The sequence below is a fragment of the Gloeothece verrucosa PCC 7822 genome (genome assembly GCF_000147335.1).
GTDB lineage: Bacteria > Cyanobacteriota > Cyanobacteriia > Cyanobacteriales > Microcystaceae > Gloeothece > Gloeothece verrucosa.
The window spans coordinates 3,728,229-3,742,733 of the sequence record NC_014501.1 but is presented as its reverse complement, the minus strand read 5'-3'; the positions used below and the strand labels follow the sequence as shown (position 1 = coordinate 3,742,733).

Below are 14,505 nucleotides of genomic sequence, written 5' to 3'. Positions count from 1 at the left end.
ATAACTTAAATTTTAAAATAAATTAATAATCTTTTCTTAACCAGAATTTTATTGAGCAGTTGTAGGATAACTAGGGTTTTGTCAATTAAAAAATCATTCTATAGAGCCACAGCAGCGAGGTAAAAAAGATGAATCCAGCCAATAAAACAAGGATTAGTCAGTCAAAAATTTTCAAGCTTTTAAAAAAGAATGTTAAGCGTATTCTAGCCCAAAAAGGCATGAATGCCATGACGAGAAAGGGAGATAAAGAGCTAGATTTACTGGTCAAAAAAATAGCTAACCAACCTATTCAAACTGAAGAAGAAGCTACTCAAATCGCAGAAGAGTTGGGCGATAAAATTGTGGAAATTTCGCAAAAAGAAGGTAAAGAGAATTTAGATAAAAGCATAATCCGTCAATTGGCAACGGGGAGTCAATTATCCATTTTTTCTAGAGTTTCTACTCAAGATTTACAACCCAGCTTACCCCCAAGGGTTATAACGCCTACTCCTTCTACCCCTGAAGAGGAAATCGCCACAGCCGCCACCCACTCACCGCTAACAGCGTCTTCGCCTCAAGAGGAAATTGCCACAAGTGCCACCCACTCACCGCTAACAGTGTCTTCGCCTCAAGAGGAAATTGTCACAAGTGCCACCCACTCACCGCTAACAGTGTCTTCGCCTCAAGAGGAAATTGTCACAAGTGCCACCCACTCACCGCTAACAGTGTCTTCGCCTCAAGAAGAAATTGTCACAAGTGCCACCCACTCACCGCTAACAGAGTCTTCGCCTCAAGAAGAAATTGTCACAGCCGCAGAAAAGTCAACCAACTTACCATCAATAAATACACCTGTAACAAAATTTTCTCTTGAGCCAAAGAAAACTTCTGATCTAGAGGAATCTCAGGATATAAGCGAAGAATTATCTTCAACTGAGTCTGTCGCAATTTGAGATCAGTTTTTTCTCTCGCTTTCTCCTAACAATCCTCTTATATAGTGTCTAAAGCCTTTTTTCTGAGGCGAAGGAACTGGGGCATGGCGACGGGTGTCGTCTCTTTTAGGAGTTACGCACTAAAAACTTAAAATAATGATTTCATGTCCGAAGTGAGTCCTGAGCCTTGCGAAGGCAGATCGAACAATCTCAAACCCTGATTTTTTCATCACAGTGCGTAACTCCTATAATTGTTAATTGTTAAAATTACTTTACAGACAGCTTCTAAAGAGATCAATATGATTACGTTTGAAAATGTACTAGAGATAGTCAGTCAACTCCCCAGAGAACAACAAGAAGTTAGGACTCTCTAAAGCTTTTTAAGTGTTTATCTGCAAGAATCTGTATAAATTAAATTCACTAAAAAATAATTGATTAAAGTAAAAAATTAGCAAATTAGAGTAATCTGCTTAATGTTAAAGAGGTTAGGTACAAATTTATATAAAGACCTGCTAATCTATAACAAAACCTCTTTCAACTTTTATAGTCCGTGAAACGATGAACGAACCCATTCCTCAAATTAGTGTCGAAGAACTTGCAGAGCGTCTAATCGCTCAAGATGCTAACCTACAATTAATCGATGTTCGAGAACCAGGAGAGATTGAAATCGCCTATATAGAAGGGTTTGAAGTGCTTCCTTTAAGCCAATTTGCTCAATGGTCCTCACAAATCTTAACTCGCTTTGAGCCATCATCGGAAACCCTGGTTTTATGTCATCATGGGATGCGTTCGGCTCAGATGTGCCAATGGTTACGAAATGTAGGCTTTACTAATGTTAAAAATATAGCAGGCGGCATTGATGCCTATTCCCTGCTTGTGGACCCCAATATCCCTCGCTATTAATAACTCAAGACTCCCTGAAGGGAGTTTTAAAATCTTTGAGCGCATCTCCCATTTTTCCCCAAGAGACGTTATACTGACAGAAAAATTTCCCTAATTATTCTCCACTTAACAAAATTTTCTTAATATCCATGTCTGTTCGACTCAACTTAAACGATCGCCATCAAGATATTTTGCGGGCAACGATTCAACATTATATTGCCACAGCAGAACCCGTTGGCTCTAAAACCTTAGTCGAAGAGTATAATTTTACTGTTAGTTCTGCTACCATTCGTAATGCTTTAGGACGTTTAGAAAAAGCCGGCTTACTCTATCAACCTCATACTTCATCCGGAAGAGTTCCTTCCGACCGAGGTTATCGGACTTATGTAGAGCAACTAATTACTCCCGATGAAAAAATTGGCAAAAAAGTTGAAAAATATTTAAATGAGCAATTAAATTGGGATACTTGGAGTTTTGAAGCTCTTCTGCAACGAGCAACGCAAATTTTAGCTAATTTAAGCGGTTATATTGCTTTAATTACTTTACCTCAAACTCGAGCTAATCGTCTGCGTCATCTCCAGCTAGTTCAAGTCTCTCCAAAACAGCTAATGCTAATTATCGTTACAGATAGTTATCAAACGCAATCAATTTTAATAGATACGCCTCTATCGGTTGCAGAAAATCTAGAGGAAAACCTAGAAGGAATCGAAGAAGAATTACAAATTTTATCTAATTTTCTTAATAGTAAATTAAGGGGACTGTCTCTAGCAGAATTAGCCCTTTTAAATTGGAGTGAACTCGATCAAGAATTTACTCAATATACGAACTTTCTTAAAAAAATATTAGGAGAATTAACGCGAAATCTTCAGTCGTCTTTGACGACTCCTATCATTGTACATGGCGTTTCTGAAATGCTGCGGCAACCGGAATTTTCTCAGTTACAGCAAGTGCAAATGTTAATACATCTTTTAGAAGAAGAACAAGATCAACTCTTGCCTTTAGTGTTTGAAATATCTAATCCCGAAATCTTAGTTCAGCGTGTGACGTTAAAAATCGGGTCAGAAAATCCTCTAGAATCCATGCGCCCTTGTACTTTGATTTCTGCTACCTACAATCAGAAAGATGTTCCTATAGGCAGTGTAGGCATTATCGGGCCGACAAGAATGTTATATGAAAATACTATTCCTCTTGTAGAATCTACGGCGGATTACTTGTCTGATGCTTTAAGCTAATTGGTTTTTATTTGAGAACTTTTGAAACCACTAGCCAATCTCGCTTGATCACTAATAAAAAACATTGTTCTGCTACTTGTGAGTTATGCGAAATATAAACTATTTTCTTTGAAATTAGCTATGACTTCCACTAACCCAACAGCCCCCCCTAAAAAATTAACCTTTCAAGAGTATCTATTTTATGAAGATAATACTGATACTCTTTACGAACTTTACAGGGGACAATTGATACCAATGGCAGCACCGACAGGTTTACACACTAATATTTGTAAGTATCTTGTCTATCAATTTCAGCTTTATTTTGCTACGGTGCGGAACGAGTTCCGCACCCCAGCTAATCTTCCCTTAATTGCTACTAGCGATGCAGGCATTAGAACCGAAATTGATTCTTCTCGTATTCCCGATATAGTGGTTTGTTCTCCTCAATTGTGGCAACAAGTTTGTGATCGCCCAGGTTCAGGGGTGTTTGATTTTGGAGAAACCCCTAATTTAGTGGTGGAAGTGACTAGCGATAACTGGCGTGAAGATTATATCCGTAAACGGGCAGAATATGCTTTAATTGATATCCCTGAATATTGGATAGTAGATGCTAATAAAAAACGAGTCCGTATTTTATTTAATCCTCAAAATGAAGACGGTTATGAACATATTGATTATGAGGTGGGTCAAGTGATAAATTCTCCTCAGTTAGCTAATTTGAGCTTATCGGTTGAGGAAATTCTTGACCCTCCTTTAGTAGATGATTTGATTAAAGCAGAGCAAGCGCGTTTAAGAGAATTAGAGCAAGCGCTTGAACAAGAGCGGCAACGAGCAGAAAGATTAAGTGCTTTATTACGAGAAAGAGGGATTGATCCTGATTCTTTATGAATTTTTTTCTCGAGAAAAAACCTAATTTAAATTAACAAATACTGCTTTTTTTCAGCCGCATCCAATAACATCGCTTTCTCAGCCACAATTTGCCGCTCTAACCATCCAATTTCATCTTGAATTACTTCTTGACATCTCTCCCAAGCCGCAGATTGATAAGGATCAGGCGGAAACACTTCTATATCTTGATTCTCTAGACGCAACTGACACACCCTCAAACGATGCTCTAACAATTTTAGCCGCTCTTGAGGACTTAAATAACTAAAAAAGAAAAACTTGATAAAAAAGCGGGAGCGAGCATGAACCCAACTCTCTTGGGGTTGTTCCAACATTCTTTTTTTCCACTGCTCTCTTCCTTTCTCGGTAATGCTATAAATTTTACGGGAATTCCCACTACTCCCATCTTCCTCAAGACAAACCTCAATCAATTCTCTCTCTTCCAGACGTTTTAACAAAGGGTAGATCGCGCCATAATTGACACTGATGCAACCACTCATGAATAACTCTAGCTGTTGCTTGAGCCGATAGCCGTGTAATGGTTCTCCTTGCAGTAATCCCAAAGTCGCTAATTCTAACATCATTAATATTTATATCAAACTGATATATATAATTGATATACTAAAATAAGATACCCAAAGATCTCAGAGAAATTAAGATAACTTTAAATACTATGGATAGGCCCAAGTCCAAAAACTACTCGGAATTATCTATTCTCGAAGAAATAGACGATATAGAAGTGGCATATCAAGAAAAAACAGCAAAAAAGCCTAAAAAACAACGGGGTGGCCCCAATTGGTCGCTAATTTTAAGCTTGTTGCTAGTATTGGGTGGGGCAGGATGGGGTTGGACTTGGTGGACATCCAGTAGCCGCAGGGGAGAACATCCTTCAGAAGCCTTTGCCCAACAACCCCAAGCCATACCCGTTAAATTAGCAACACTACAAAGCGAAACCGTCCAAAAAAGTACGGAAGTATTAGGCTCGTTAGAAGCCCGTCGTTCAGTCAATCTCAAGCCAGAAGTTGACGGGCGAATAACACAAATTTTAGTCAGAGAAGGTGATCGCGTTGAAGTCGGGCAAGTGATTGTTCGTTTAGACAGTGATGACTTACAAGCACAAGTGGCACAAGCGAAAGCCAAACTAGAAAATGCCAAAGCCAAGCTAGGGATGCTCGAAGCCGGTAGCCGCATAGAAGATATCGCAGAAGCCAGAGCAAATTTAAATCAAGCTTTAGCGCGTTTAGCGGATGCCAAAAAAGGGGCACGCCCAGAAGCCATTGCTCAGGCCGAAGCTCAGTTAGATGCAGCCCAATCCGAGGCAGAATTAGCCCAAAATCGGGTAAAGCGATATAAACAATTAGAGGAAGAAGGAGCAGTATCGATTGATGAATATCAAGGATACCTCCAACAAGCCAAGAGTGCTACCGCAGCAGTGCGAGAAGCCGAGCGCCGTTTAGCCGAAGCTCAAAAAAGTCGTCAATCTGATATAGATGAACAGGAAGCCCAGGTAGAACAAGCCCGACAAAATCTTAGACGACTCGAAAACGGGCCGCGTTCTGAAGAAATCGCTCAAGCTAGGGCAGACGTATCAGATGCAGCCGCCAACTTGCAAAACGCCCAAGTAGCTTTGCAAAAAACTAATGTTACTGCTCCTTTTGCCGGAGTGATTGGAGATATTCCTATTAAACTTGGAGACTATGTAAAAGAAGGTGACCAACTGACCACCATTACTGAAAATAACGTCTTAGAAGTTAATCTTCAGATTCCTCTACAAGACGCTCAAAAATTGCGGCTAGGATTGCCTGTAGAAATATTGAATAGTCAAGGCCAAATCATCACCACTGGAAAAATTAGCTTTATTGCCCCAAATGTGAGTGCTAACTCTCAGTTAATCTTGGCTAAAGCCGCTATTCCTAACGTATTGGGCGAACTGCTGAACCTTCAGTTCATCCAAGCTCGGATTATTTGGGACCAGCGCCCAGGAATATTAGTGCCCTCTGCGGCTATTTCTCGCATTGGTGGAGCGACCTTTGTTTTTGTTGCCCAACAAGCGCCTGAATCCACCAACCAAAAGGCTCCTAAGCTCATCGCCAAGCAACGGCCAGTGAAGTTAGGAGAGTTACAAGGCAACAATTATCAAATTCTTGAAGGACTCCAACCCGGAGAAAAAGTGGTCACAGCCGGAATTCTCAACCTTGCTGATGGTGCGCCCATTCTGCCACAGTCTTAAGGCAGGCACTCATACAACAGGCCATAAAAGAAAGACTAATGACTAATGATTAATAACTAATGACTAATGACCAATGACTAATAACTAACAATGTTTGTTGACTTTTTTATTAAGCGTCCGGTTTTCTCAAGTGTGTGCGCCATCATCATTTTGCTGGTGGGCAGCATTAGTATTTTTACCCTGCCGGTAGACCGCTTTCCTGACATCAGTCCTACTCAAATTCAGGTAACAGCGAACTATAACGGGGCCAATGCCGAAGTGGTTGAAAATGCCGTTACCAATATTTTAGAGCGGCAAATTAATGGCGTAGAAGGGATGAGATATATCTCTTCTAGCAGTAGTAACGATGGAACCAGTAGCATTAGCGTTACCTTTGACTCGTCTCGTGATAAAGACATTGCTGCCGTTGATGTGCAAAACCAAGTCGCTTTAGTAGAATCTCAACTCCCCGAAGATGTACAACGGCTGGGTGTGCAGGTTAGTAAAGAGTCTAATAATATTTTGCTGGGGATAGGCTTATATGATGAAAATCAACAGTATGATAATGTTTTTCTGAGTAACTATGCTGACCGTTACTTGGTAGATGCTTTAAAAAGAGTCAAAGGGGTTGGTAATGTTCGCATTTTTGGGGAACGCCGCTATGCCATGCGGCTATGGTTAGATCCGTCGCGCCTAGCGAGTCGAGGGTTAACCATGCAAAACGTGATTCAATCCCTTTCCGAGCAAAATATTCAAGTGGGGGCCGGAAAAATCGGGGCTGAACCAGCACCCCAAGGACAGGCATATCAGCTAGACCTTCGCGCCGAAAGCCAACTAACCGATCCCGCACAATTTGAAAATTTATTACTCAAGGCAGATGAAAATGTCGGATTAGTCCGCCTAAAAGATGTGGGACGAGCCGAATTAGGGGCACAAGATTATAACTCTTTTCTAAGGTATAGAGGGCAAGAGGCTGTAGGAGTTGGGGTGTATCAGTTAGCGGGTTCCAATGCGCTAGATGTAGCCCACCGAGTTAAGCAAGAATTAGCCAGATTATCGAAGACTTTTCCGGCAGGAATACAGTATCGGGTGGCATTTGATACCACCCTATTTGTTGAAGAGTCATTAAAAGAAGTTGTTATTACCCTATTAATGTCAATAGGACTGGTAATACTGGTTATTCTGCTATTTTTACAAGATTGGCGCACTACCTTAATTCCTTCTCTCACCATTCCGGTTTCTTTGGTGGGGACTTTTGCTTATGTAAAAGTGTTCGGTTTTTCCATCAATAGTTTAACCCTGTTTGGATTGACCTTAGCGACAGGAATGGTGGTGGATGATGCCATTATCGTCGTAGAACAGATCAGCCGCTATATTCAAGAACGGGGAATGAATCCCAAAGAAGCCGCCAGCCAAGCAATGGCAGAATTATTTGGGGCGGTTATTGCAACCTCTTTGGTGTTGATGGCGGTATTTGTGCCAGTGGCTTTCTTTCCGGGAACTACAGGCGCATTGTATAAACAGTTTGCGCTGACGATCGCTTTTTCTATTAGTATCTCTACGTTTTTAGCAATTACTCTCACGCCTTCATTGTGTGCTTTATTATTGCGCCCAGGACAAGGATTACCCGGTTGGTTAATGGGGCCTTTTAGCAAATTTAATCAGGCTTTGGATTGGACAAGAAGGAGTTATCGCAGTGCGCTGATTTTTCTGTCTCGCATCAGACCGATCATTATGAGCATTTTTGTCGCCTTACTGGGGGTAACAGTTTGGTTATATTTCCAAGTCCCCAATGCTTTCCTTCCTCAAGAAGATGAAGGCTACTTTATGACCATTGTTCAAGCACCTGAAGGAGTATCTTTGCAATACACCAGCGAGGTGATGAAAAAGGTAGAAAAATCTATCCTTGAAGAACCGGAAATTCAGGCAACCTTTGCCATAGGAGGCTTTGCTTTTAGCGGCAGTACCCCCAACCAGGGGATTATTTTTTGCCCCCTTAAACCTTGGCAAGAACGACAAGGTCCTCAAAGTACGGCTACAGCCGTTATTGGGCGGCTATGGGGAAAATTTGCCCAAATTCCGGAAGCCAGGGTTTTACCCATTAATCCTCCTGCTATCCAAGGGTTAGGAAACTTTGGCGGATTTGCTTTTCAGTTGCAGGACCGGCGGGCTAACGCGGATTTTCCTTCTTTTATGCAATCTTTAGGAGCCTTGTTAGGAAAAGCCAATCAAACACCTGGGTTACAGCAAGTTTTTACCACCTTTACCGCTAACTCACCTCAGTTACTCATTGATGTGGACCGTAACCGAGCTAAAGCCTTACAAGTGTCTATTGATGACATTTTTAATACCTTACAAACCGCTTTGGGTGGGCGATATGTCAATGATTTCACCCTACAACAGAGGACTTATCGGGTGTATGTGCAGGCAGATAAACAGTTTCGCGCTAACCCGGCCGATGTAGGGCGGCTTTATGTCCGTTCTGCTAATAATGAGATGATTCCTCTAGGGAATTTGGTCAACATTACTCAAACTGTCGGACCACAAACCATTAATCATTATAATCTGTATCGTTCTATTGAAGTTACTGGTTCTGCTGCTCCTGGGTCGAGTTCAGGACAGGCAATTAATGCTATGGAAGGTGCAGCCGCACAGGTTCTTGCACCGGGGTTAGGGTATGAATGGTCAGGAATTTCTTTAGAGGAGTTAGAATCAGGGGGTTTAGCGCCTTTGATTTTTGGCTTGGGTTTATTGTTTGTGTTTTTAGTGTTGGCGGCACAGTATGAGAATTATGTCGATCCTTTAATTATTATGTTGGCGGTTCCTTTGGCAATTATGGGGGCTTTATTTGCTCAAATGTTGCGGGGATTTCCCAATGATGTGTACTGTCAAATTGGGTTGGTGATGTTAATTGGTTTGGCAAGTAAAAATGCTATTCTAATTGTAGAATTTGCCAATCAATTAAGAGAGGAAGGATTGTCTATTGTGAAGGCGGCAATTGAAGCTTCTCAAGAACGTTTAAGACCCATTTTAATGACGGCAATTTCGACTTTATTGGGGATTTTTCCTCTGGTAATAGCGGTAGGAGCGGGGTCAGGAAGCCGTCAATCTTTGGGTACTGCTGTGTTTGGGGGAATGTTAATTGCTACGTTTTTGAGTTTGTTTATTGTGCCGATTTTGTATATTGTTGTTAAGTCGTTGACTGAGCGGTTTTTGCCCTCTAGAGAAAGAGTTAATAGCTAAAGAGAAGAGGGTGGGCACAACAAAATAATTTCTTTTCTTGTAGGGTGCGTTACACTTTGTTAACGCACCTCTTTAACTGGAGGGACAAAAAATTCTTATTCTAAGGGTTGTCAGATGTTTTTTAAGCGATGTTAGGATAGCATTTCGATTGGCGGGACTAACCCAAATAAGAAAAGATCACCAAATTCAAACGGCTCTCCGGACATAGCTGGGTGGTGGGTTACGGTGCGGCTCAAAACTTATGGGTTTTTCATCAAAATTACCCGGTGCGCCTAACCCACCCTACTATTAATTATTCAGAGAACGCGCCGCACAGAAACAAGCCGATAATATTTAATTAACGCCGCCGTCCTCCACCAAAACTACGCCGACTACTACCAAATGATTTACTGCGACTACCTGAACTACTACCAAAGCTCGGGTTGCGTTTAGAGCCGCTAGAATTAAACTTACCAGAGTTTCTTAGGGTACTTGACCCATAGCCTGATCCGCTAGATTTAGTGCCAGTAGAGTAACTGGGGCGACGAACCGTTTGCCCTCTGCTAGACGATCTGAGATTGCCAGTCGTTCTTAAACTCTGACGGTTTTGCACTACCGGTGGGGGAGCATTGTATCGAGTTTGATAACTTTGTATGGCTTGATCATAGCTTCTGCCATAGCCGCCATATCCGGTCATAATGCCACCGGTTTGATAGACAGGCGGCACATAATAATGGGGAGTAAACAATAAACTGCCTAAAGCTTGACCAGCTAATGCACCCGCAAAAGGTGCCCAGAAACCCGACTGCTGACGCACCACTACGGTTTCACGTTGTCCGGTTTGGGGGTTGACTTGATTTTCGGTGACGTTATGGACGTATTCAATTTTAAAATCTTCAGGGATATACATCACCGTCTGATTTCCATTAACGTCTAAATAGGCTTTTTCCCCTTTAGCAATGGCTTCCTCACTTAGCCGCGCCATCTGTAGATTAGTGGTTCGATATACAGGGGGGTTAGCATTGAGTAACATCAGAGTGTAAACTCCTTCCACATCATCATAAGTGGCCTGTTGAACCGGATAACGTCCGTTGGCTAACTTAGAGGAATTGACACTGACATTATTGCTAAAGTTAGGATTCGAGGAGGTAGAAGTAGGGGAACTACAAGCTACGGTGGTCCAACATAAGGCTAGAGCGAGCAAAATCGCCGTAAATTGACGGAACATAAGGTTATATTTAAATTTTTTTTCAATCAACGAAGGTCATTTATAAGGGTACAAGTTCAGGGTAATTAATTAAAAGTTGGTCATTGGTTAATTCATCTCCCAACTGAGCCGGAGCAAAATGAACTTGAATCGCTCTTAATTGTCCTTGATAATTTAGATTAATCAAGGCTTTTAGACTATTTTCGAGGGCTTGGAGGTCCGCCAAATTCGTTTCTAGGTCGGGATGTTCACCCTCAAAGGCTACTGTGATCATAACAACTATGTTGCGGGTAATAGGTAGGGTTAGAGGTTCGTTTTCCCCTACTCCCTCATCAAATTCTGTTCCACTTCCATAGCGTTGTGCTGAGTCGGTGAATAATTCCGTCACATAATCTCCCGCGTCTTCTTCTTTCCAAAAGACATCCCCTTCATTAGCGGCAGATCGCCAATAAATTTTCAGGTCTAGGAGTTTTTGGCAAATATTAACCAAACCTTCGCCTAAAACTTCCATATCTCCGTCTGATTCTACCGCTTCTATGGCGGCTTCGTTTAGCACTCCTAATAAAGGAGCGATTTCTTGTCCTGACAGATGGATAAAGATCCGACAAACCACATAACGGGTTCTTCCTGTCATTTTGTTAATGCGATCGCGCCAAGAACTCATAATATTTGCTACAGATCTTAGTTATAACTGTATCTATTTTAGTCATTAGTTAATAGTCATTAGTCAATAGTCATTGGTCATTCCCCTTTCCCTACTCCCCAGTCATTAATAAAATTTAAGATTCAAAGCGGCTCATCAAGGTCAAAAAGAGTTGTGTTTGTCAAGAAATCTAATTAAATTCAAATTCTTCACGACTTATTGGCACAAGAGCGAGTTTTTATCTCTGCCGATTACAGCCCTATTGCTCTACAATTTGAGTTAAATTTTCAGTGGTTGATCACTGAAAGAATAAACCGTTATTTTTGTATTGTATTTAAGCTATGCTTCCTCCCCTAAAATATCGACACAAACCTTCCCTAACCAAAAATCGTACTACTCCCCCATCAAGCCAAAAATTGTGGCTCAGATTTGATGGTACAAAGATCAGTATAGAGGGTCTTGGGGTTTGGTATCATTATTGGAAAGACCCTTATCATTTGCTGCTAACTCTTCCTTGGTCAGGATTTTTATTGATTATCATTTTGTACTATATATTTTTAAATACTATTTTTGCTTTAGCCTATTTATCATGCGGACAAGGGATTCATGACTTACCCCCAGGTTCGTTTTTAGATGCTTTTTTCTTCAGTGTTCATACTCTAGCCACCATTGGTTATGGGAATATGTACCCTACCTCAATTTATGCTAATTGTCTGGTGGCAATAGAAGCTTTCGTGAGTATTATCGGATTAGCTTTAATCACTGGCTTAGCTTTTGCTCGTTTTTCTCAGTCAAGCGCCCGAATTTTATTTAGTAAAGTCAGTGTTATTTCCCCTTATAACGGCATTCCTAGTTTAATGCTTCGAGCCGCTAATCAGCGCCGCAATCTCATTTTAGAAGCGAAAATGCGAGTTTATTTGATGTGGGATGAGGTGAGTAGTGAGGGAAATTTTATGCGTCGTGTTCACGAATTAAAACTGTTGCGTAATCACACCCCAAGCTTTGCGATGACTTGGATGGTTATTCACCCGATTGATGAACACAGTCCTTTATATAATATTACCCCCGAATTACTCGAAAAAAGAAAAGCGATGGTTATGGTTTCTGTGACAGGAGTAGATGAAACCATTGCCCAACCCATGTATGCTCGTTATGCTTATGGATTTAGGGAGATTCTTTGGCATCATCAATTTGAAGATGTTGTCTATCATACGGCCAATGGCGATCGCTATATCGATTTATCTTACTTTCATCGGGTTAAAGCTAAGGAAGCATGATCTTTAGATGAACTAGAAAACCGGCCAAGGTTTTTTCTGTTACGAATCCTAAACTAGATTTAAGTTTAGGACAATTTTCCCTTAAGATTAAATTATTAATATAAAAGGCTAAAACCCGACAACCGCTTTTATCTTGCCATTTTGGGTCAATCAATACCTGATCCCAACCGGTATCCTAATGATTAACTCTGAAATTTTATCATCAGACTTTCTCGTTTTTACGTGAGGAAAAAAACGAAATACTTAAAGATTGTTTACAATTTTTCAACATTTATTAATACAAAGAGGTTTTCAAAATGTACGAAGATTTTGATTCAGTTTCTGAGGAAAAAATTTTCTCGGCTTATGCTGACCAAGAAAAAATTCTTTGTCCCTACTGCCAAGGAATGGGAAAGCTTTCCTTTGATAGTGAAGAAGAGATGATAGATTGCCACTTATGTCAGGGAAAAAGATGGGTTAGCCATCAACATTATCCCAAATTGCTGTCTTTAAATACTTTCCCTGAGAATTTTGCCCTCTGGACTACTTAGCTTCAGGAGAATTATCTGTAGTCACTCTAGAGACGTTGCTAGTAACGTCTCTCTATAACCTCTCTTAATAGAGATTAATCTATCTATTGTTTGGGATCAACAATGGCTCCCATAAACAAAATTGTGCCTGTTTGATTATCTCGGATAGCACAGAAAAAAGGACGATTAACTGTCATGCTAAAAGTTCCTGCTGTGGAAGTTCCTCTTACACCAATAGAGGTAACGCCTGCCGCTTCTGTTCCTTTTTCATTAACTTCAATAAAAGTTTTGTGTTTAACTTCATTAATGACGACAGGAGAAGAAGTCATTTGAGAAAAATTAGCTTGTCTAAAAAGAGATTCCATTCCCAAAGCGGAGAGAGTCTCTTTTAAATTCGTGTCATACTCTAACTTAAATCGGGGAATCTTCAGAGAGCCTTCTTGAACGTTAAATTTTCCGGTCCATTGAGTCCAATTTTCAGCAGTAACTTGGTTTAAAAATTTTGTCAAATTACTGTTGGTTCGAGGTAAGAAAACATACATACTCAAACGACCATCGCCATAAGGTAAATTAACGGCCTGAAACTCTTCATTTTCGTAATATTGATACTTACCTGTTCCTGACATGAGCGGCTGTTGCTTAGTTTGGCCGTTAGGTAAATAAAAAGGCTCCTCCTTGGTTTGTTTTTGAGCAAACTCAGTTTTCCAAATACCTTTAAAATAGATAGCATTGATTAAAATCAATACCTCACTGGGATCAATCCTAGTGATAATTTGATCAATTTTGCCGTTGGTGTGTTCCTTTGTCCAACGATTGATGATTCCTGGTGCTTGAGGAGAAGAAAAATTTAAGCTCGTAATTTGGGCATGATAATACTGTTCATTATCCTTAAGGAATTGATGACGAAAGGAAACTCCCTCACGAGCATATAAAGCATTAGCTAAGGCAACTTCGATCTGCGAATTCTCTGTTTGTAAAGTTTTCAGTAAGGTCAAGTTAGCCATATTGATCTGCTTTAGATTGAGATTTTCATATCCTAAAGTAGAGAGCATTTGCTGTTGAGTTTTGCCATCAGTGCCTTGCAAAACCATTGACAAAGCGATCGCCACACTGGTTGGGGAAACAAAAACATTCTGATTGGGGTCTTCTGTAACCAGAGTCTGAAATAAATTTAAGCCAAATTGAGTATTAGCCTCAATCAGTTGTTGTTGTGGATTAAGTTGTTTAAGAGAAGGCATAAAAGCGTGGAAACGATAGGTAGCTTGAGGATTAGCTACAAACTCCAAGGCATCGCTGCTATATTGGGCCAACCAACCGCTTATAAATAATAAGAGGGTTAAGCTCGTTGTGGCAAAAACGGCTTTTTCTTTGATTTTGGTATCTGAGAGAGCAGAAAGAAGTCCCTTAGTTTTGATCATGGTGTTTGAGGCGATAACAGATGTGAGAGTTGCTCGTAGTGCTAACTATTCTTTTCCCTCCTTTTGAGGATATACTTGATTGCTAATCATAAACACTTAGAATTGTAAACATATAATTGTAAACTATTACGGAA

At 40.6% G+C, this 14,505-nt stretch carries 12 protein-coding genes; 8 read left to right on the top strand and 4 right to left on the bottom strand.

Going from position 1 to position 14,505, the window contains the following annotated elements:
- Window positions 1-128: 128 nt before the first annotated feature.
- The 4 genes from CYAN7822_RS16490 (at window position 129) to CYAN7822_RS16475 (ending at window position 3,889) form a co-directional block, all read left to right on the top strand.
- The gene (locus tag CYAN7822_RS16490; protein WP_013323398.1) at window positions 129-929 is read left to right on the top strand and encodes a hypothetical protein; all 801 of its coding nucleotides are present in this window, start codon (window positions 129-131) and stop codon (window positions 927-929) included.
- A 537-nt stretch (window positions 930-1,466) separates the two neighbouring features.
- Window positions 1,467-1,811 carry a rhodanese-like domain-containing protein gene (locus CYAN7822_RS16485; RefSeq protein WP_013323397.1) on the top strand — a complete coding sequence of 115 codons (345 nt, stop codon included), beginning with the start codon at window positions 1,467-1,469 and terminating at the stop codon, window positions 1,809-1,811.
- 128 nt (window positions 1,812-1,939) lie between these two features.
- Complete coding sequence (gene hrcA, locus CYAN7822_RS16480) at window positions 1,940-3,022, top strand: heat-inducible transcriptional repressor HrcA (RefSeq protein ID WP_013323396.1); 1,083 nt, start codon at window positions 1,940-1,942, stop codon at window positions 3,020-3,022.
- 120 nt (window positions 3,023-3,142) lie between these two features.
- Window positions 3,143-3,889, top strand: coding sequence for a Uma2 family endonuclease (locus tag CYAN7822_RS16475; RefSeq protein ID WP_013323395.1), 747 nt, complete (start codon window positions 3,143-3,145; stop codon window positions 3,887-3,889).
- A gap of 26 nt (window positions 3,890-3,915) precedes the next feature.
- Here the strand turns inward: CYAN7822_RS16475 and CYAN7822_RS16470 are convergent, their stop codons facing one another.
- On the bottom strand, window positions 3,916-4,470 hold the full coding sequence (locus CYAN7822_RS16470; protein WP_013323394.1) for a PadR family transcriptional regulator: 555 nt from the start codon (window positions 4,468-4,470) through the stop codon (window positions 3,916-3,918).
- Between the two features lie 89 nt (window positions 4,471-4,559).
- Here CYAN7822_RS16470 and CYAN7822_RS16465 point away from each other — a divergent pair, with 89 nt between their 5' ends.
- Both CYAN7822_RS16465 and CYAN7822_RS16460 read left to right on the top strand, forming a co-directional pair.
- Entirely contained in the window at window positions 4,560-6,116 is a 1,557-nt protein-coding gene (locus tag CYAN7822_RS16465; protein ID WP_013323393.1) for an efflux RND transporter periplasmic adaptor subunit, read from the top strand.
- A gap of 90 nt (window positions 6,117-6,206) precedes the next feature.
- Window positions 6,207-9,338, top strand: a complete 3,132-nt coding sequence (locus CYAN7822_RS16460; RefSeq protein WP_013323392.1) for an efflux RND transporter permease subunit — start codon at window positions 6,207-6,209, stop codon at window positions 9,336-9,338.
- 337 nt (window positions 9,339-9,675) lie between these two features.
- Here CYAN7822_RS16460 and CYAN7822_RS16455 read toward each other — a convergent pair whose 3' ends face one another.
- Together CYAN7822_RS16455 and CYAN7822_RS16450 are read right to left on the bottom strand one after the other, a co-directional pair.
- Window positions 9,676-10,545 (bottom strand): hypothetical protein, encoded by an 870-nt coding sequence (locus tag CYAN7822_RS16455; protein WP_013323391.1) that lies wholly within the window; start codon window positions 10,543-10,545, stop codon window positions 9,676-9,678.
- Window positions 10,546-10,585: 40 nt separating this feature from the next.
- A complete protein-coding gene (locus CYAN7822_RS16450) occupies window positions 10,586-11,188 on the bottom strand; it encodes a DUF1517 domain-containing protein (protein ID WP_013323390.1) in 603 nt (200 codons plus the stop codon).
- A 320-nt stretch (window positions 11,189-11,508) separates the two neighbouring features.
- Between CYAN7822_RS16450 and CYAN7822_RS16445 the strand changes: the two genes are divergently transcribed.
- Together CYAN7822_RS16445 and CYAN7822_RS16440 are read left to right on the top strand one after the other, a co-directional pair.
- Complete coding sequence (locus CYAN7822_RS16445; protein WP_013323389.1) at window positions 11,509-12,444, top strand: ion channel; 936 nt, start codon at window positions 11,509-11,511, stop codon at window positions 12,442-12,444.
- 296 nt (window positions 12,445-12,740) lie between these two features.
- A complete protein-coding gene (locus tag CYAN7822_RS16440) occupies window positions 12,741-12,974 on the top strand; it encodes a hypothetical protein (RefSeq protein ID WP_013323388.1) in 234 nt (77 codons plus the stop codon).
- 83 nt (window positions 12,975-13,057) lie between these two features.
- On the opposite strand, the gene CYAN7822_RS16435 is transcribed toward CYAN7822_RS16440, so the two are convergent.
- Window positions 13,058-14,371, bottom strand: coding sequence for a serpin family protein (locus CYAN7822_RS16435; protein WP_013323387.1), 1,314 nt, complete (start codon window positions 14,369-14,371; stop codon window positions 13,058-13,060).
- Between the last annotated feature and the right edge of the window lie 134 nt (window positions 14,372-14,505).